This is a genomic window from Bacillus sp. FG16, from assembly GCF_057809515.1.
The window spans coordinates 61563-81187 of record NZ_JBMDKC010000001.1; the positions used below are offsets into that span (position 1 = coordinate 61563).

At 36.7% G+C, this 19625-nt stretch carries 21 protein-coding genes; 20 read left to right on the forward strand and 1 reads right to left on the reverse strand.

Going from position 1 to position 19625, the window contains the following annotated elements; all coding sequences use genetic code 11:
- Positions 1-10: 10 nt before the first annotated feature.
- The 19 genes from ACODS7_RS00430 to ACODS7_RS00520 all read left to right on the forward strand — a co-directional run bounded on the left by ACODS7_RS00430 (position 11) and on the right by ACODS7_RS00520 (position 18638).
- A complete protein-coding gene (locus tag ACODS7_RS00430) occupies positions 11-2083 on the forward strand; it encodes a sigma-54 interaction domain-containing protein (RefSeq protein WP_243168078.1) in 2073 nt (690 codons plus the stop codon).
- A 195-nt stretch (positions 2084-2278) separates the two neighbouring features.
- Positions 2279-3178, forward strand: coding sequence for a phosphate butyryltransferase (gene yqiS / locus ACODS7_RS00435; RefSeq protein WP_000764675.1), 900 nt, complete (start codon positions 2279-2281; stop codon positions 3176-3178).
- 34 nt (positions 3179-3212) lie between these two features.
- Positions 3213-4313 (forward strand): leucine dehydrogenase, encoded by a 1101-nt coding sequence (locus tag ACODS7_RS00440; protein ID WP_000171355.1) that lies wholly within the window; start codon positions 3213-3215, stop codon positions 4311-4313.
- Positions 4314-4400: 87 nt separating this feature from the next.
- Positions 4401-5504 (forward strand): butyrate kinase, encoded by a 1104-nt coding sequence (gene buk, locus ACODS7_RS00445; RefSeq protein WP_000115781.1) that lies wholly within the window; start codon positions 4401-4403, stop codon positions 5502-5504.
- A 4-nt stretch (positions 5505-5508) separates the two neighbouring features.
- Positions 5509-6930 carry a dihydrolipoyl dehydrogenase gene (lpdA, locus tag ACODS7_RS00450; protein ID WP_001051295.1) on the forward strand — a complete coding sequence of 474 codons (1422 nt, stop codon included), beginning with the start codon at positions 5509-5511 and terminating at the stop codon, positions 6928-6930.
- A 27-nt stretch (positions 6931-6957) separates the two neighbouring features.
- On the forward strand, positions 6958-7959 hold the full coding sequence (gene bfmBAA, locus ACODS7_RS00455; RefSeq protein WP_000852551.1) for a 3-methyl-2-oxobutanoate dehydrogenase subunit alpha: 1002 nt from the start codon (positions 6958-6960) through the stop codon (positions 7957-7959).
- Between the two features lie 14 nt (positions 7960-7973).
- Positions 7974-8957: a 3-methyl-2-oxobutanoate dehydrogenase subunit beta gene (gene bfmBAB, locus ACODS7_RS00460; protein ID WP_000290071.1), complete on the forward strand. Its 984-nt coding sequence runs from the start codon at positions 7974-7976 to the stop codon at positions 8955-8957.
- Between the two features lie 15 nt (positions 8958-8972).
- Entirely contained in the window at positions 8973-10289 is a 1317-nt protein-coding gene (locus ACODS7_RS00465) for a dihydrolipoamide acetyltransferase family protein (RefSeq protein WP_048563849.1), read from the forward strand.
- Positions 10290-10631: 342 nt separating this feature from the next.
- The gene (locus tag ACODS7_RS00470) at positions 10632-11810 is read left to right on the forward strand and encodes an FtsW/RodA/SpoVE family cell cycle protein (protein WP_016080332.1); all 1179 of its coding nucleotides are present in this window, start codon (positions 10632-10634) and stop codon (positions 11808-11810) included.
- Positions 11811-11915: 105 nt separating this feature from the next.
- On the forward strand, positions 11916-12620 hold the full coding sequence (locus tag ACODS7_RS00475) for a DUF421 domain-containing protein (protein ID WP_016080333.1): 705 nt from the start codon (positions 11916-11918) through the stop codon (positions 12618-12620).
- Positions 12621-12690: 70 nt separating this feature from the next.
- Complete coding sequence (locus ACODS7_RS00480) at positions 12691-13155, forward strand: NUDIX hydrolase (protein ID WP_050844502.1); 465 nt, start codon at positions 12691-12693, stop codon at positions 13153-13155.
- 121 nt (positions 13156-13276) lie between these two features.
- Complete coding sequence (locus ACODS7_RS00485; RefSeq protein ID WP_016080335.1) at positions 13277-13684, forward strand: YjdF family protein; 408 nt, start codon at positions 13277-13279, stop codon at positions 13682-13684.
- Between the two features lie 144 nt (positions 13685-13828).
- Entirely contained in the window at positions 13829-14242 is a 414-nt protein-coding gene (locus ACODS7_RS00490; protein ID WP_001979317.1) for a BrxA/BrxB family bacilliredoxin, read from the forward strand.
- Positions 14243-14495: 253 nt separating this feature from the next.
- Positions 14496-15275, forward strand: a complete 780-nt coding sequence (locus ACODS7_RS00495) for a transporter substrate-binding domain-containing protein (protein ID WP_016080336.1) — start codon at positions 14496-14498, stop codon at positions 15273-15275.
- 36 nt (positions 15276-15311) lie between these two features.
- A complete protein-coding gene (locus tag ACODS7_RS00500; protein WP_001046915.1) occupies positions 15312-15971 on the forward strand; it encodes an amino acid ABC transporter permease in 660 nt (219 codons plus the stop codon).
- Positions 15964-16686: an amino acid ABC transporter ATP-binding protein gene (locus tag ACODS7_RS00505; protein ID WP_000590208.1), complete on the forward strand. Its 723-nt coding sequence runs from the start codon at positions 15964-15966 to the stop codon at positions 16684-16686. Before ACODS7_RS00500 ends, ACODS7_RS00505 begins: the two co-directional genes overlap by 8 nt.
- Before the next feature lie 100 nt (positions 16687-16786).
- Positions 16787-17755: an aromatic acid exporter family protein gene (locus tag ACODS7_RS00510; RefSeq protein WP_000472671.1), complete on the forward strand. Its 969-nt coding sequence runs from the start codon at positions 16787-16789 to the stop codon at positions 17753-17755.
- Between the two features lie 16 nt (positions 17756-17771).
- Positions 17772-18332 carry a L,D-transpeptidase gene (locus tag ACODS7_RS00515; protein ID WP_050844501.1) on the forward strand — a complete coding sequence of 187 codons (561 nt, stop codon included), beginning with the start codon at positions 17772-17774 and terminating at the stop codon, positions 18330-18332.
- 66 nt (positions 18333-18398) lie between these two features.
- Positions 18399-18638, forward strand: coding sequence for a DUF3894 domain-containing protein (locus tag ACODS7_RS00520; RefSeq protein ID WP_000281167.1), 240 nt, complete (start codon positions 18399-18401; stop codon positions 18636-18638).
- A gap of 72 nt (positions 18639-18710) precedes the next feature.
- On the opposite strand, the gene prli42 is transcribed toward ACODS7_RS00520, so the two are convergent.
- Positions 18711-18803, reverse strand: a complete 93-nt coding sequence (gene prli42 / locus ACODS7_RS00525) for a stressosome-associated protein Prli42 (RefSeq protein ID WP_000549037.1) — start codon at positions 18801-18803, stop codon at positions 18711-18713.
- A gap of 189 nt (positions 18804-18992) precedes the next feature.
- Here prli42 and ACODS7_RS00530 point away from each other — a divergent pair, with 189 nt between their 5' ends.
- On the forward strand, positions 18993-19538 hold the full coding sequence (locus ACODS7_RS00530) for a GNAT family N-acetyltransferase (RefSeq protein WP_042969071.1): 546 nt from the start codon (positions 18993-18995) through the stop codon (positions 19536-19538).
- The last annotated feature ends 87 nt before the right edge of the window (positions 19539-19625 follow it).

A 19625-nucleotide genomic window follows, 5' to 3' on the forward strand; every position in this document is an offset into this window, starting at 1 on the left:
AGTGTAATATATGAAACAAAAAGTATTAATTGTTGGTGCAGGTGAAGGCGGGAGCGCACTGCTGAATCTGTTACAAAGTTCGAATATATTTCAAATTATAGGGATTATTGATATAAATCCGGTGGCAAAAGGATTACAAATTGCTAAGGAATATGGGATTGCAATTGGAGAAAGTGTAACTCCATTTCTTTCTATGCATATCGATGTAATATTTGATATGACAGGTGAAGATGATGTACATAAAGTTTTATTGGAAAAAAAGAAAAAAGACACTCTTCTTATACCAGGTGATATTGCAAAAATTGTTACAGGATTAGCGCATGAGAAGGAAGGGTTAATTGGGCGGTTAGAGGAACAAACGCAACAAGGAGAATTAATTTTAAATTCTACGCATGACGGCATGATCGTAATTGATCGAGAGGGACAAGTTCGTCTTTTTAATAAAAGTGCAGAGCGTATTATCGGATATAAAAAAGAAGAGGCGATAGGAAAATATATTTTAGAAGTCATTCCCACTAGTAAATTACTTCGCATTATACGTACGAAACAAATAGAAGTAAATTATGAACTAACATTAGAGAATGGAAAGAAAATTATTACAACGCGTATACCGATATTAAAAGAGGGCGGAGAGGTACAAGGGGCATTTGCAATTTTTAAAGATATAACAGAAGTTGTAGATTTAGCGGAAGAAGTTACAGACTTAAAAGAAATTCAAACACTATTAGAGGCAATTATTAACTCATCTGAAGAAGCGATTTCGGTTGTGGATGAAAAAGGAAGAGGTTTAGTCATTAACCCGGCATATACGAAATTAACGGGTTTAACAGAAGAAGATATTATTGGGAAGCCTGCTACAACTGATATTGTAGAAGGCGAAAGTATGCATATGAAAGTACTTCGAACGCGTCGTGCAGTGCGCGGAATACATATGAAGATTGGACAAAAAAAGCGCGATGTAATTGTAAACGTAGCACCAGTTATTGTGGATGGAATATTGAAGGGAAGCGTCGGTGTTATCCGTGACGTGTCGGAAATTCAAAAGTTAACAAATGAATTGAATAGAGCAAGGCAAATTATTCGCACATTAGAAGCAAAATATTCATTTGATGATATTGTCGGAAATTCAGATGAAACAACGGCAGCTATCGAACAGGCGAAGCTAGGAGCGAATACACCAGCAACAGTACTGTTACGCGGTGAATCTGGTACTGGTAAAGAATTGTTTGCACATGCAATCCATAATGGAAGTAATCGAAAATATAATAAGTTCGTCCGTGTAAACTGTGCGGCCATTTCGGAGACGTTGTTAGAAAGTGAATTATTTGGTTATGAGGAAGGGGCGTTTTCTGGAGCGAAAAGAGGCGGGAAACGTGGGTTCTTTGAGGAAGCGAATAACGGTAGTATTTTTTTAGATGAAATAGGGGAGTTATCTGCAAATACACAAGCGAAACTCCTTCGTGTATTGCAGGAAAAAGAAATTGTAAAAGTTGGTGGAACGAAAGCGATACCTATTAATGTTCGAGTAATTGCAGCGACACATGTGAATTTAGAAAAGGCTATTCTAGAAGGGAAGTTTAGGGAGGATTTATATTATCGATTAAATAAAATTCCAATTCAAATTCCATCTCTTCGTCAACGTAAAGGAGATATACCGAAAATTGCGGACAGGTTGATTCAAAAAATTAATCAAGATTATGGTCGTAATGTAGAAGGGCTCACTGATTCAGCTATTTTATATTTACAATCATACGAATGGCCAGGAAATGTGAGAGAACTTGAAAATATTTTAGGACGAGCGATTATTTTTATGAATTATAACGAGATCTATATTGATGTACAACATTTACCGCCATTACATAATGAAGAGCAGGTGGAGTCAAAGCAATCTCATTTATTACCTGAATTAGAAGAAAAGCCACTTGAACATTTAGTAACAGAGTTTGAAGGGAATATTATTCATGAATATTTGGAGAGATTTGATGGGAATAAAACACAAACTGCAAAAGCATTAGGAATTTCCGTTCGAAATTTATATTATAAGCTAGAAAAGTATGACCGTGCAAAAAATAGCATGCAATAAATTGCGTACCGTGCAATTTATTGCATGGTATACAAAAAGCGACAAAATAAGACAGAATATTTTGTTATTTTCCAAAGTATTGATTTTACTGCATTTTGAATGCGTTTTCATTATTGGTAAGACCACTTTTAAAAGTTGGCACGGTATTTGCTTTATAAATAGACGAGGGACGACGGAAAGGGTTGATTACAAAATATGAAGTTAGAATACTTAATTGATCAAGCAGCGGGACAGCCTAAAAAAACTGTAGCTGTAGCAGTAGCTGAAGATCATGAAGTAATTGAAGCTGTAGCGAAAGCAATTAAATTACAGCTAGCTCAATTTCGTCTATATGGAAATCAAGAAAAAATAATGGGGATGCTACAAGAACATGGTTTACAAACTTCAGAACATGTTGAAGTGATTGCAGCAATGTCTAATGCAGAGGCTGCAGAACTTTCTGTTAAAGCTGTGAGAAATGGTGAGGCAGACGTGCTTATGAAGGGTAACATCCCAACAGCGAATATTTTGAAGGCTGTGTTAAACAAAGAGTGGGGCCTACGTAAAGGTAGCGTACTTTCACATGTAGCAGCATTTGAAGTTCCAAATTATGATCGTCTTATTTTCGTTACAGATGCAGCGATGAACATCGCACCTGATGTAACACAAAAAGCTGCTATTATACAAAATACTGTAGAAGTTGCCCGGGCAATAGGAATCGACTTGCCAAAAGTGGCACCAATTGCAGCAGTAGAAGTTGTGAATCCAGCGATGCAGGCGACAATTGATGCAGCGATGTTAACACAAATGAATCGCCGCGGACAAATTAAAGATTGTATCGTTGATGGACCACTTGCTTTAGATAATGCAGTATCACAAATTGCAGCAGAGCATAAAGGCATAGTAAGTGATGTAGCAGGTAAGGCAGACATTTTACTCGTCCCAACGATTGAAGCTGGAAATGTGCTATATAAATCACTCGTATACTTTGCGGATGCAAAAGTAGGAGCAATGATTGCTGGCGCAAAAGCACCGATTGTTTTAACATCTCGTGCTGATTCAGCAGAAACAAAAGTATATTCATTAGCATTGGCAGTTGCGACTGCTTCAAAATAAACCAAAAAGGGTAAAACATTAGGGGGAAACGACAATGACATTAGAAATCTTCGAATACTTAGAAAAATATGATTATGAGCAAGTAGTATTTTGTCAAGATAAAGAATCTGGTTTAAAAGCAATTATTGCAATTCATGATACAACACTTGGACCGGCTCTTGGTGGAACAAGAATGTGGACATATGATTCTGAAGAAGCGGCGATTGAAGATGCATTGCGTCTTGCAAAAGGGATGACATACAAAAACGCAGCAGCTGGTTTAAACTTAGGTGGTGCGAAAACAGTAATTATCGGTGATCCTCGTAAAGATAAGAGCGAAGCAATGTTCCGTGCACTAGGACGTTATATCCAAGGACTAAACGGACGATACATTACAGCTGAAGATGTTGGTACAACAGTAGATGATATGGATATTATCCACGAAGAAACTGACTTTGTAACAGGTATCTCACCATCATTCGGTTCTTCTGGTAACCCATCTCCAGTAACTGCATACGGTGTTTACCGTGGTATGAAAGCAGCTGCAAAAGAAGCTTTCGGTACTGACAATTTAGAAGGAAAAGTAATTGCTGTTCAAGGCGTTGGTAACGTAGCATATCACCTATGCAAACATTTACACGCTGAAGGAGCAAAATTAATCGTTACAGATATTAATAAAGAAGCTGTACAACGTGCTGTAGAAGAATTCGGTGCATCAGCAGTTGAACCAAATGAAATTTACGGTGTTGAATGCGATATTTACGCACCATGTGCATTAGGCGCAACAGTTAATGATGAAACTATTCCACAACTTAAAGCAAAAGTAATCGCAGGTTCTGCAAATAACCAATTAAAAGAAGATCGTCACGGTGACATCATTCATGAAATGGGTATTGTATACGCACCAGATTATGTAATTAATGCAGGTGGCGTAATTAACGTAGCAGACGAATTATATGGATACAATAGAGAACGTGCACTAAAACGTGTTGAGTCTATTTATGACACGATTGCAAAAGTAATCGAAATTTCAAAACGCGATGGCATAGCAACTTATGTAGCGGCAGATCGTCTAGCTGAAGAGCGCATTGCAAGCTTGAAAAATTCTCGTAGCACTTACTTACGCAACGGTCACGATATTATTAGCCGTCGCTAATCATTCATATATAACTTTTACAAAAGGTGTGGTTACCTCTTATGAGGTTTCCACTTCCTTTTGAATTTATTAGTGGAGGTAGCAACATTGTCTGTAAATCGAATTCTTGTTATTAACCCAGGTAGTACATCCACAAAAATTGGTGTTTTTGATAATGAAAGACCCGTTCTAGAAGAAACGATTCGTCATGACGTAGAACAGATTGGAAAATATAAGCGAATTATCGACCAATATGAGTTTCGAAAAGAAACGATTTTAGAAGTTCTACATTCTCATGGTATTAACATTTCAAAATTAAACGCTGTTTGTGGACGTGGTGGATTACTCCGTCCAATCGAAGGCGGTACGTATACAGTAAACGATGCGATGTTAGAAGATTTAAAAAATGGCTTTAGCGGTCATCACGCTTCAAACCTTGGAGGCATTTTGGCATATGAAATTGCTTCTGGATTAAACATTCCTGCATTCATTGTAGATCCTGTCGTTGTAGATGAGATGGAGCCGGTTGCTCGTATAAGTGGCATTGCTGGTATGGAACGCAAAAGTATCTTCCATGCATTAAATCAAAAAGCAGTTGCTCGTAAAGTAGCTGAACAGTTAAATCACAAATACGAGGATTTAAATTTATTAGTTACACATATGGGTGGCGGTATTACAGTTGGTGCTCATAAAAAAGGAAGAGTAATCGATGTGAATAACGGTTTAAACGGAGAAGGACCATTTAGTCCAGAGCGCGCTGGTACAGTACCAGTAGGGCAACTAGTAGAAATGTGTTTCTCTGGTGAGTATTACCGTGATGAAATGATTAAAAAACTTGTCGGACAAGGTGGACTTGTAAGTTTAATCGGTACAAATGATGCGATTAAAGTAGAGCAAATGGTTGAAAAAGGTGATCCTGAAGCAACTCTTATTTATAAAGCAATGGCATATCAAGTTGCAAAAGAGATTGGCGGAGCTAGCGCTGTACTTCACGGGAAAATCGATGCAATCGTATTAACTGGTGGACTGGCATACAGTAAAATTCTTGTCGATGAAATTAAAGAGCGAGTGGACTGGATTGCAGATGTTATCGTACATCCAGGCGAAGATGAGTTAGAAGCGTTAGCAGAAGGAGCACTTCGTGTATTACGTGAAGAAGAAGCTCCAAAAGAATACGTTGTACGTGAAAAAGAAACGGTAGCTAGGGGTTGAGATAATGGCAAAAGAATATGATTTAGTCATCGTTGGCGGCGGTACTGGTGGATATGTTGCTGCAATTCGTGCATCACAATTAGGGTTAAAAACAGCACTAGTCGAAAAAGAAAATCTTGGTGGTACTTGTTTACACAAAGGATGTATTCCTAGTAAAGCTCTTTTACGTAGTGCGGAAGTATATGCAACTGCTAAAAAAAGCGAGGAGTTCGGAGTTATCGCAAGCAATGTAGAACTAAACTTTGCGAAAGTACAAGAGCGTAAAGAGAAGATTGTAACGCAGCTTCATAAAGGCGTTCAACATTTAATGAAACAAGGTAAAATTGATGTGTTTGAAGGTATTGGCCGTATTCTTGGCCCGTCTATTTTTTCTCCTATGCCAGGGACAATTTCAGTTGAACTTGCAAGTGGAGAAGAGAATGAAATGTTAATTCCAAAAAATGTACTTGTTGCAACAGGTTCTCGTCCAAATTCATTACCGGGTTTAGAATTAGATGGAGAATACGTAATGTCTTCAGATCATGCCCTAAAAATGGAAACGCTTCCTAGTTCGATTATTATCGTTGGTGGCGGTGTAATCGGTATTGAGTGGGCATCTATGCTTGCTGACTTCGGTGTAGAAGTTACAGTATTAGAGTATGCGAAAACGATATTACCACTAGAAGATCAGGACGTTTCAAAAGAAATGCAACGTCTATTCAAGAAAAAAGGTATTAAAGTGGTAACTGGTGCAAAAGTATTACCAGAAACATTGGTAAAAGATAATGGAGTAACAATCCAAGCTGAACATAACGGTGAGAATAAAGAATTTAAAGCTGAAAAAATGCTTGTATCTGTAGGAAGACAAGCGAATACACAAAATATTGGCTTAGAGAACACAGATATCGTTGTGGAAAAAGGATACATTCAAACAAATGAGTTTTATCAAACGAAAGAATCGCATATTTACGCAATTGGAGATGTAATCGGTGGTTTGCAACTTGCTCACGTTGCTTCTCATGAAGGGATTGCTGCAGTAGAACATATTGCAGGGAAAGAAGTTACACCAATTGATTACTCTATGGTATCAAAATGCGTATATAGCAGTCCAGAAGTTGCTTCTGTCGGTTTAACAGAACAAGAAGCGAAAGAAAAAGGCTATAAGTTAAAAGTAGGTAAGTTCTCATTCCGCGCAATCGGAAAAGCACTTGTATACGGAGAATCAGATGGTTTCGTAAAACTTGTAGTTGATGAAGAGACAAATGACATTCTTGGTGTTCATATGATTGGACCACATGTAACAGATATGATTTCTGAAGCTGGTCTTGCAAGAGTACTTGATGCAACACCTTGGGAAGTAGCACATACAATTCATCCGCATCCATCATTATCTGAGGCGATTGGTGAAGCAGCACTTGCTGTAGATGGAAGAGCGTTACACGCATAAAAATGTGGATTTAGGAGGTTATGAAAAATGGCAGAAGTAAAAGAAAAGCGCCATGAAGAGCTTGGCTTAAGTGATGAGCAAGTATTAGAAATGTTCCGTACGATGTTACTTGCACGTAAAATCGACGAACGTATGTGGTTATTAAACCGTGCTGGAAAAATTCCATTCGTAATTTCTTGTCAAGGACAAGAGGCTGCACAAGTTGGAGCGGCGTTCGCTCTTGATAGAGAGAAAGACTATGCATTACCATACTACCGTGATATGGGTGTTGTACTAGCATTTGGTATGACAGCTAAAGAGCTTATGTTGTCTGCTTTCGCAAAAGCTGGAGATCCAAACTCTGGTGGTCGTCAAATGCCTGGTCACTTCGGTCAAAAGAAAAATCGTATTGTTACAGGTTCATCTCCAGTAACAACGCAAGTACCACATGCAGTTGGTATTGCACTAGCTGGAAAAATGGAGAAGAAAGATTTAGTAACGTTCGTTACATTTGGAGAAGGTTCTTCAAACCAAGGTGACTTCCATGAAGGGGCAAACTTTGCTGGTGTACACAAACTACCTGTTATTTTTATGTGTGAAAATAACAAATATGCAATCTCTATTCCGGTTGAAAAACAATTAGCATGTAAAAACGTATCAGATCGTGCAATTGGTTATGGTATGCCTGGATATACAATAGACGGAAACGATCCGCTTGCAGTATATAAAGCTGTAAAAGAAGCAGCAGATCGCGGTCGTCGTGGTGAAGGCCCAACTTTAATTGAAACAGTATCATATCGTTTAACAGCACATTCTAGTGACGATGATGATCGTGTTTATCGTGATAAAGAAGAAGTAGAAGAAGCAAAGAAAAAAGATTCAATTATAACATTCGCGGCTTATTTAAAAGAAGCTGGTGTGTTAACTGAGGAATCGGAAAAACAAATGTTAGACGAAATTATGCATATCGTAAATGAAGCAACAGAATATGCAGAAAATGCTCCGTATGCAGCACCTGAAGATGCATTGAAGCACGTATACGCAGAATAGGGGGGGAACGTTTCATGGCTGTAATGTCTTATATTGATGCTATTACATTAGCAATGCGCGAAGAAATGGAACGCGATGAAAAAGTATTCGTTTTAGGAGAAGATGTTGGTAAAAAAGGTGGCGTATTTAAAGCGACACACGGTTTGTATGATCAATTTGGTGAAGATCGTGCGCTTGATGCACCGCTTGCAGAATCTGCAATTGCTGGGGTAGCAATTGGTGCAGCAATGTATGGTATGCGTCCAATCGCTGAAATGCAGTTTGCTGATTTCATCATGCCAGCAGTAAACCAAATTGTTTCTGAGGCAGCAAAAATTCGTTATCGTTCTAATAATGATTGGACTTGTCCAGTTACAATCCGTGCACCATTTGGTGGGGGTGTTCACGGTGCATTGTATCATTCACAATCTGTAGAAGCGATGTTTGCAAACCAACCAGGTTTAAAAATCGTTATCCCTTCTACACCATATGATGCAAAAGGCTTATTAAAAGCAGCCATTCGTGATGAAGATCCAGTATTATTCTTCGAACATAAACGTGCATATCGTTTAATTAAAGGTGAAGTGCCAGAGGATGACTACGTATTACCAATCGGAAAAGCAGATGTAAAACGTGAAGGTGATGATATTACAGTTATCACGTACGGATTATGTGTTCATTTTGCTCTTCAAGCAGCTGAAAAGTTAGCACAAGATGGCATCTCTGCACACATTCTTGATTTACGTACTGTATATCCATTAGATAAAGAAGCAATCATTGAAGCGGCTTCTAAAACAGGTAAAGTTCTTCTTGTAACAGAAGACAATAAAGAAGGAAGCATTATGAGTGAAGTGGCAGCAATTATTGCTGAAAACTGTCTATTTGATCTAGATGCGCCAATCGCACGTCTTGCAGGTCCAGACGTTCCAGCAATGCCATATGCACCAACAATGGAAAAATTCTTTATGGTAAATCCAGATAAAGTTGAAAAAGCAATGCGTGAACTTGCGGAATTTTAATCGGGGGGACTATACATGGCTGTAGAAAATATTACAATGCCTCAGCTCGGGGAGAGCGTTACAGAGGGCACAATTAGTAAATGGCTCGTTAATGTTGGCGATCACGTAAACAAGTATGATCCGCTTGCAGAAGTAATGACTGATAAAGTAAATGCTGAAGTACCATCTTCTTTCACTGGTATTGTGAAAGAGTTAATAGCTGGTGAAGGTGATACGTTAGCTGTAGGTGAAGTAGTTTGTGTGATTCAAGTAGAAGGCGCAGACGAAGTAGCAGCAACAGCTGTTGAGGAAAAAACGAAAGAAGAACCAAAGGCAGCAGCAATTACGCCTGAAAAAGCACCGAAAGTAAAACAACCAACTGATGGAAAGCCACGTTTTTCACCAGCTGTGTTAAAACTTGCGGGTGAGCATAACGTTGATTTAGATTTAGTAGAAGGTACGGGAGCAAATGGCCGTATCACTCGTAAAGATATTTTAAAGCTAGTGGAATCTGGAAATATTCCGCAAGCAGGTGCGAAAAAAGAGGAAGCTGTAGCGGCGGTAGTAGAAGCTCGCCCAGAAGCACCAAAAGCAGCACCAGTAGCGCAAAAAGTAGAAGCTGCGAAACCAGTTTCTGTACCTACAATGCCTGGAGATATCGAAATTCCAGTCACAGGTGTGCGTAAAGCAATCGCAGCAAACATGTTACGTAGTAAACATGAAGCACCACATGCTTGGATGATGATTGAAGTAGATGTGACAAACCTTGTGTCATACCGTAACTCAATTAAAGGTGACTTTAAGAAGCGTGAAGGCTTTAACTTAACGTTCTTTGCTTTCTTCGTAAAAGCAGTGGCACAAGCGTTAAAAGAGTATCCTCAAATTAATTCAATGTGGGCTGGCGATAAAATTGTTCAGAAGAAAGATATTAACCTTTCTATCGCTGTTGCAACAGAGGAAGAACTATTTGTACCAGTAATTAAGCAAGCGGACGAGAAAACAATTAAAGGTATCGCTCGTGAAATTACAGAACTTGCAGGAAAAGTACGCACGAAATCGTTAAAAGCAGACGAAATGCAAGGTGGAACATTTACAATTAATAACACAGGATCATTCGGTTCTGTTCAATCTATGGGTATTATTAATTACCCACAAGCGGCTATTTTACAAGTTGAATCAATTGTAAAACGCCCAGTAATTATGGATAACGGTATGTTCGGTGCTCGTGACATGGTTAACTTATGTTTATCACTTGATCACCGCGTACTTGATGGTTTAATTTGTGGTAAGTTCTTAGGACGTGTTAAAGAAATTTTAGAAAACATGTCAGAAAATAATACATCTGTATATTAATAAAAAGCTCGCTTATGCGAGCTTTTTATTATCTTATTTCTTCATCTACATCCTACTATATGTATAAATACCTTTCCCAGTAATCTTACAATAAACGATTATGTATTAGGAATTTACGAAAATACATTGCTGATATATGGTATATGGATATAAAATAAGAAAAGAATAATTTTTTTGGCAAATCTTACTGATGAAACTGTAGTATAATATATTGTATTGTATGAAAAAGAGAGTTATTCTATATAAGTGTTTTATAGATAATGTGTAATCAGTCGTCAAAACATGAAGAATGTTGACTCCTGGTTTTTTATTTTTGCCGTAACAATGTTTCAGGAGGATGTCATGAAAAGAAGTACCGAGTTTCTAAAAAGTTTAGATGTAAAATTAATTTTAATTTTGTGTGCACTATGTGTGACGAGTATAGCTGCTATATATAGCAGTCAGCAAACGGGACAGTATGGAGCTGCAAACTTTGCTATGAAACAAGGTGTTAACTACATAATTGGGGTTGTATTGTTACTTCTTGTTGCAAGCATTGATTTAGATCAGTTACAAAAATTATCTTGGCCGCTTTATATTGCCGGGTTTGCTTCACTTATTCTTTTGAAAGTATTACCACCATCAGGTTTTACACCTGAAAAATTAGGTGCAAAAAGATGGTTTGTTTTCCCAGTATTTGGACAAATTCAGCCGTCTGAGTTTTTCAAAATTGCATTGCTACTTGTAGTAGCGAGTATAGCAGTGAAACATAATGCACAGTATATGGCAAGGACATTCCAAACAGATTTAAAGCTAGTAGGTAAAATTATGCTAGTGTCACTGCCACCTATGGCGGTTGTATATAGTCAACCGGATACAGGTATGGTGTTCTTATATGCTGCTGCTATTGCATGTATTTTATTTATGTCAGGTATTCAAAAGAAATTGATAGCATTATGTACAGTTATTCCGTTGACCATACTATCTGCTTTAATATTTATTTTCTTTAAGTATCAAGATTTTTTCTATAATAATTTAGTTACTTTACTAAAACCTCACCAACAGTCGCGTATTGTAGGTTGGTTAAATCCATTTGAAAATGCAGATCAAGGTTATCAAACGCAGCAATCGATTTTAGCTGTAGGTAGTGGAGGAATGGAAGGTAAAGGGTTTGGGGGAGGAAGCGTCTATATCCCAGAGAAACATACTGACTTTATTTTCGCTACAATTGCCGAAGAAGGTGGATTTATAGTCGCGGCGTTAGTTGTGTTCTTGTTCCTATTACTACTATATCGAACAATTATTATTGGTTATTCCGCTGATAATATATTTGGTACATTATTATGCGCTGGATCAATCGGTATATTAACGGTTCAAATATTCCAAAACATTGGTATGATCGTTGGATTAATGCCTGTAAAAGGTATTGCATTACCTTTCTTATCGTACGGGGGAAGTTCCTTATTCTCGAATATGATTATGATGGGGCTCATACTATCGGTACGGAAAACGTATAAAAAATATATGTTTTCAGTTAAGTAAAAAAAGCTGGTTCGTTTTTAAACGAACCAGCTTTTTTACATATATGCTCATAAACGTTGCAAACTAAAACAGACTAGCAGTTTGGGATGTAAGGAGTGCAAAGTGATGCATATGCATATTTTTGAAGGAGCAAGGCATCTTTCGATTGGTGAATGGGTTGTTCGAGCTATAATAGCGTACATATTTTTAATATTAGTTGCGAAAGCAATGGGGCAAAGATCCATCGCGCAGCTGCGCTTTTTAGATGTTGTATTAGTATTATTGCTTGGTGGGAATATTTCTAATGCACTATCTGATGAAAAAGTCGGATTACTTGGTTCAATGATTACAACTTTTATACTAGTTGTACTTCATATTGTAAGCTCTATTTTAATGTTGAAATGGGATAGATGGAGACGTTTTTTAGAGCCAGCACCTATTGTTCTTATACACAATGGTTCCATTGATTTTAGCAATTTGAAAAAGGCGAGAATTACGGCGGAATATTTATTTTCGGAACTTCGCATGCGAAATGTGAGCGATATTCAAACGGTTAAATTAGCATTATGGGAAGCGAGTGGCGTTGTTTCTATATTTCAGTATCCAGAATATGAAGCAGCTTCCCGGCGTGATCTAAAAGTGGCGGGGAGAAGGTCTCCAGTTTCTTTTATTTTAGTGAAAGATGGAAGGATTCAGCAGGACGTTCTCGCTTTAATAGGAAAAACAGAAGAGTGGGCAAAAGAGTTTTTAGAGAAGAGTGCGGAAATTGAATCCATTATGTTAGCTACAGTAGATGAATCACATAAAATAAATATTTTGTTAAAAAAATGAAAAATATACGCATTTTGTCGTTTCGTACATATGATACAATAGTGTGGACAACGAAAAAGGAGGCGATACGGTGGGATATGTAGAAGAATTACGAAAAATAGTTGGTCATCGCCCTTTAATTTTAGTTGGTGCTGTTGTACTCGTTATAAATGAAAATGGTTATGTTTTATTGCAGCAGCGGACAGAGCCGTACGGAAAATGGGGGCTACCTGGCGGGCTAATGGAGCTTAGTGAATCACCAGAAGAAACAGCTTATCGTGAAGTATATGAAGAGACAGGAATAAGAGTGAAGAACTTGCGACTAATCAATGTATTTTCTGGAGCGAACTACTTTACAAAATTAGCAAACGGTGATGAATTTCAATCTGTAACAACCGCCTATTATACGGATGAATACGAAGGGGATTTTGTTATGAATAAAGAAGAAGCAGTTCAGCTTAAATTCTTTTCAGTAACAGAACTACCTGACTATATTGTAGGATCGCATAAAAAAATGATTGTTGAATATATGAAGATTATGGAAAAAAAGATATAATAATAGTGAAAGAAATACAAAAACACAGCTCTGGTTGGTAGTCCAGACGCATGATTTTATGTCAGTAACCTTCCCCTCCGGGATGTCCCGTATTTCTAATTTTTTAAAGGAGGGGCTGTCAATGGAGTTGACAGTATATCATGATGGTCAATTTTTTGTTGGAATTATTACATGCAAAGAACAAGGGAAATTGTATGGAGCGAGGTATATTTTTGGAACGGAACCGTCAGATGAAGAAGTGCTTATGTTTGTGAATGGTTCACTTTTAGAGCACTTTCAGCATTTTGCAAAATGTGGTGTAGAAGTTAAAGAAAAACAGCGTCCTAAAAACATAAAGCGTATCATACGACAAGTAGCAAAAGAAACAAATGTTAAACGTTTTACTAAGGCGCAAGAGGCGATTAGTTTATCTTATGAATTGCATAAACAAGAAAAGAAAGTGCAGTCTAAAGAGAAGCGAGAAGCTGAAAAAGAAAGAAGACGTTTAATTAAAGTACAAAAAGCAAAGCAAAAACATCGTGGTCATTAAAGAAAAGGTGTTAGAGCAAGTGCTCTAACACCTTTTCTATACTGAAATACAAGTAAACTTACTTGTATTTCATAAACATTAACTGGTAAGATACAAATAGGTAGTTTTAGAGGAGGGAAAAGAGTGATTAATTTTAACTTTTTTATGAATGATGTTGTTCGCCAAGCGCGTGAAGAGATTGTCTCTGCTGGATATACAGAATTGACGACGCCGGAAGCGGTAGAAGAAGCGTTTAAAAGAAATGGAACAACACTTGTAATGGTAAACTCTGTATGTGGTTGTGCAGGTGGTATTGCTCGTCCTGCTGCTGCGCATTCCGTACATTATGATAAACGTCCTAACCACCTTGTAACGGTGTTTGCAGGTCAAGATAAAGAAGCGACAGCAAGAGCGCGTGAATATTTCGAAGGGTACCCACCTTCTTCTCCATCATTTGCTTTATTAAAAGATGGAAAAATTGTAACGATGGTAGAGCGTCATGAAATTGAAGGACATGAACCGATGCAAGTTATTGCGAAACTACAATCGTATTTCGAAGAGAATTGTGAAGAACTATAAAAAATAAGAAAAAAGGCGGTACGTCCACAATCAAGTGGATGTACCGCCTTTTTTTATTTATTATTTCAATTTCTGAGATATGCATAGTTGTGTTGTTTTATGCATAATTTTATACATAACAAACAGCATTTGTATTGTAATTTTATTTATTTTTATTTTATATATTGCATAAAAATGAAAGTGCTGATACAATACAAACATCGAATAAATATTCTATTAAACTTTTAAATATACATTATTAGGGGGAAGAAAGATGAAGAAGTTATTATCAATATCGTTTGCACTTATTTTAATTGTAAGTATATTCAGCGCTTGTAGTAATGGGGAATCGAAAGAAACAAAAGGAAATAAGAAAGTACTCGTAATGGGGACTTCAGCAGATTATAAACCATATGAATACGTGGAAGCTTCAAAAAGTGATGAAATTATTGGTTTTGATGTTGATGTTGCTAAATATATCGGAAAAGAACTTGGGTATGAAGTGAAAGTGAAAGATATGGATTTTGGTGGTTTATTAGCATCTCTTAGTTCAGGAAAAGTTGATTTCGTAATGGCAGGCATGACGCCAACTGCAGAGCGTAAAAATAATGTTGATTTTACAGATATTTATTTTGTTGCGAAAAATATGGTCGTTTCTAAAAAGGATTCTAACATTAAATCTGTAGAGGATTTAAAAGGGAAAAAAGTAGGAGTACAAACAGGATCTATTCAAGAAGAGAAAGCAGCAGAATTTAAAAAACAAGTAGATTTCAAAGTTGAGGGACGTGACCGTATACCAGAAATCGTACAAGAAATTAAAGCTGGTCGTTTTGACGCTGCAATTATAGAAGACACAGTTGCTAAAAATTATTTAGAGAAAATGAAAGATTTACAAGGAATTGAAATTAAAGAAGCACCAGAAGAAGTTGGAGCAGCAATTGCCCTTCCGAAAAACAGTGATAAAACAGCTGAATTTAATAAAGTAATTAAAAAAATGCAAGAAAATGGAGAAATGGATAAATTAGTGAAGAAATGGTTTGGCAGCGAAAAATAAGCTGCCTTTCACTTTTCTGTGAGGGGAATGAGCAGTATGAATTTAGATTTCTCGGCGATTACGCCTTCGATACCGTATATACTAAAAGGTTTAGAAGTTACTTTGAAAATTGTAGCAGTATCAGCTTTAGCAGGATTTATTTTAGGAACATTATTAGCACTTTGTAAAATTGCTAGAATACGAGCGTTAAATATAGCAGCAGATTTTTATACATCAATTTTTCGTGGTACACCACTTGTATTGCAATTAATGATTATTTATTTCGGCGTCCCGCAAATAATTGGTTATGAAATACCAGCATTCTTAGCAGCTGTACTTGCATTTAGCTTAAATTCAGGTGCATACATGTCAGAAGTGATTCGTGCTGGTATTCAAGCAGTTGATAAAGGACAAACAGAAGCAGCAATGGCTTTAGGGATACCGTACGGAAAAATGATGAGAAATATTATTTTCCCTCAAGCATTAAAAAATATATTACCAGCGCTTGTGAACGAATTTGCGACACTTACGAAAGAATCAGCTGTAGTAACAGTAATAGGCGCGACTGATTTAATGCGCCGTGCTTACATCGTAGGCGGTGAAACGTTTAAATATCTTGAACCATTACTTTTTGTTGGACTGATTTATTATATGTTAGTCATTATTCTTACATTAGTCGGGAAGGCAATTGAAGGGAGAATGAAGAAAAGTGATTAAAATTGAAAACCTTCATAAATCATTTGGTAAAAACGAAGTATTAAAAGGAATCACAACAACGATTGAAAAAGGGGAAGTAGTTGCAATTATAGGGCCTTCTGGATCAGGGAAATCAACATTTTTACGTTGTATGAATATGTTAGAAGCACCGACGAATGGTCACATTTGGATTGGAACGGAAGAAGTAACGAATCCGAAAACGAATGTTATGCATGTTCGTGAAAATGTCGGTATGGTCTTTCAGCATTTTCACTTATTTCCTCATATGACTGTATTAGAAAATATTACGTATGCTCCTATCAATGTAAAAGGGGTAACGAAGCAAGAAGCTGAAAAGAAAGCTGAGAAACTTTTAGAAAAGGTTGGATTAGTAGATAAAAAAGATACGTATCCGAATCGTCTTTCGGGAGGACAAAAGCAACGTGTAGCAATTGCAAGAGCGTTAGCTATGGAACCGGAAGTTATGTTATTTGATGAACCGACATCGGCGCTAGATCCAGAGATGGTGAAAGAAGTGTTAGAAGTTATGAAATCGTTAGTTACGACTGGAATGACGATGGCTATCGTTACACATGAAATGGGCTTTGCAAAAGAAGTGGCAGATCGTGTTCTTTTCTTGGACGGAGGAAAGCTTGTAGAAGATAGTGCGCCAGAAGAATTTTTTGCAGCGCCGAAAAGTGAACGTGCGCAACAATTTTTACAAAAAATATTGTAATATGAAAAGGTTATGTGAATAATAAGTAGAAAAGGATGACATTGTGTCATCCTTTTTTTATACTAGCTGTAAATACGTTTATACATATAGGAGCAATGATATGTTCAAAATTGGATACCGTACAGTAAAAACAGCAATTGGGACAGGCGCGGCAGTTTTTATTGCTCAGTTATTAGGATTAGAATTTTATAGTTCAGCAGGTATTTTAGTTATTTTATGTGTACAAAATACGAAGCGCAAATCGCTTCAAGTGTCGTTACATCGTTTTCTAGCGTGTGTATTATCAATGGTATTCGCGTTTTGTATTTTTGAAACGATCGGCTATACACCACTTGCAATTAGCATATTGTTACTTACATTTATTCCGACTGCAGTAATGCTTAAAATTCAAGAAGGTATTGTCACGAGTTCAGTTATTGTTATGCATCTATATTCATTGAAGCAAATTACATGGCTTATAGTTGGAAATGAAATTGCTATATTAACGATAGGGATTAGCGTGGCGTTATTAGTAAATATGTATATGCCGAGTAGTGAAAATAAGCTAAAAGAGTATCAGGATAAAATAGAGAGTAATTTTAAAACGATTTTGTTTGAAATGGTTGTGTATTTACGAAATCGAGAAAGTAGTTGGAGTGGAGCAGAACTCATTGAAACCGAGAATATGTTAAATGAAGCAAGAGATTTATCGTTTAAAAAACTTGAGAATGCATTTATGCGAGAAGATGATTATTACTATCGTTATTTTAATATGCGTATGCAACAATTCGAAATTTTAGAGAGAATGATACCACTAGCAGCTTCTTTATCGTGGACGTATGAACAAGCTGACATGATTGCAGATGTTGTTGAAAACATTGGTAATGCTATTAGCCCTGAGAGTACTGGAGTTATTTCCTTAAGGCAGCTTCAAGAAATGAGGGAATTATTTAGAGACATGCCATTGCCAGCTACACGCGAAGAATTTGAGATACGTGCGAAACTTGTTCAACTTGTGTATGAAATGGAACAATATTTACTCATTAAAAGTCGCTTTAAGGGAAAGGATAATATAAAAGAACTTATATAGAAGGTAGGAATTATCTATGCCGTATCTTCTCTCTATCATATTATGTCTTTCTTTATCGCCGATTTGGCCTCTTGGGGATAATCCACGTGCCGGAGATCCTTTTATTATTGTAAATAAAGCAACGAATAAATTAGCTTACATTGACGATGGAAAGATTCAAAAGGTTTTTCCAGTAGCGACAGGAAAAACGAATGAATTAACTCCAGAAGGAACTTTTGATGTTGTAATGAAAGCGAAGGATCCGTATTATATTGCGAAGGATATTCCAGGTGGATCGCCAAAAAATCCACTTGGATCAAGGTGGATTGGATTTAATGCAAGAGGAACTGATGGAAGTAAATATGGAATACATGGAACAAACCAACCGAGTTCAATTGGAAAGTATATTTCACAAGGATGTATAAGAATGAAGAAAAACGATGTGGAATATTTGTTTGATCGTATTCCAATTGGAACGAAAGTATGGATTGTGAAATCGAAAAAATCATTTCAGCAATTGGCAAAAGAAAAAGGAGCCGTTGCATATGAAGAAGTCAACGAAAAGGTTGGCTTTTTCTATTGTAATAAGTTGTCTTGACATGTGTACATAACCGTGCGTTAATGAAAGTATAGAAAGATAAAATTAGATAAAGGGGTTGCTCATATGTACTTGAATCCAAAACTTTCGTATATGCAGTTTTTTATGGGATTTCTATTTGTTATTACATTCATATTGGCAACTTTTAATATATGTTCTTATCTTGTAGCGATTGTATGTATGGCATTACTTAATCTCACTTTTGTTATCGGGGCATTTCAGCAGAAACAATATACAAGTTTTGTAATAGCACTTGTAATGTCATTTTCCTTTAGTATTGTAGCGATTGTGTTTTATATAAAATAAACCATCTCGATGTCGAGATGGTTTATTTTGTCATGTGTAAAAAGTAAAAAAAGGACGAACACATCGCCCTTTTTACCAAAACATACTCGCGCCAGCAAGTAATGTTGTTACAAGCATAGAAATTAGCATCACATAAACCATAATTTTTTGAGCTTTTTTATGCATCGTTATACCTCCTTGCAAATCAGTACAATTTCATTGTAACGAGAAATGAAATTATGGACAAGGGGAGAGTAAGGACAAAATTCGGGAAGGGGTTGCAAAATATAACAGGAAATTTGAGTGTGTGTAGAGAATATAGTAAAAGGGTATATTGTTAATTTTTAGTTGGGCAAGCTGAAGAATGGAGATACGATGATGAAAATATACGAAACAGATCGTTTATATTTAAGGGAAATTGATGAGTCGTATGCTGAAACAGTTCTTCAATATTACGACAGAAATCGTGAGTTTTTAAAAGCTTGGGAAGAGTATAGACCGGATGATTTTTTTACGCTAGATTATCAAAAGAAAAAGTTGCAAAAGGATAGAAAAGAGTTCGAAGAAGGGAAAATCATCAGACTATGGATTTTTAAAAAAGGTGATGATACGAAAATAATTGGGTGCATTTCATTTAATTTAATCGTTCGTGGCATTTATCAATCTTGTGTACTCGGTTATAAATTAGATAAAGCAGAGTTAAACAAAGGGTATACGACAGAAGCGCTTAGAAAAGCAATTCAAGTTGCTTTTGAGGGATTTCAGTTACATCGTATAGAAGCTCCGATTATGCCTCGTAATTTAGCATCTATACAAGTAGTGACGAAGATAGGCTTTCAATATGAAGGCGTGTCTAGGAAGATGTTAATGGTAAATGGCGTGTGGGAGGATCATATGCGCTGGGTATTGTTAAATGAGTAATAGAAAGCAGATGGTTATCTAGACATGTAAACCATCTGTTTTTTGTCTTGTATTTCGAAACTTTTGCGAAATTCTGTTATAATTAAT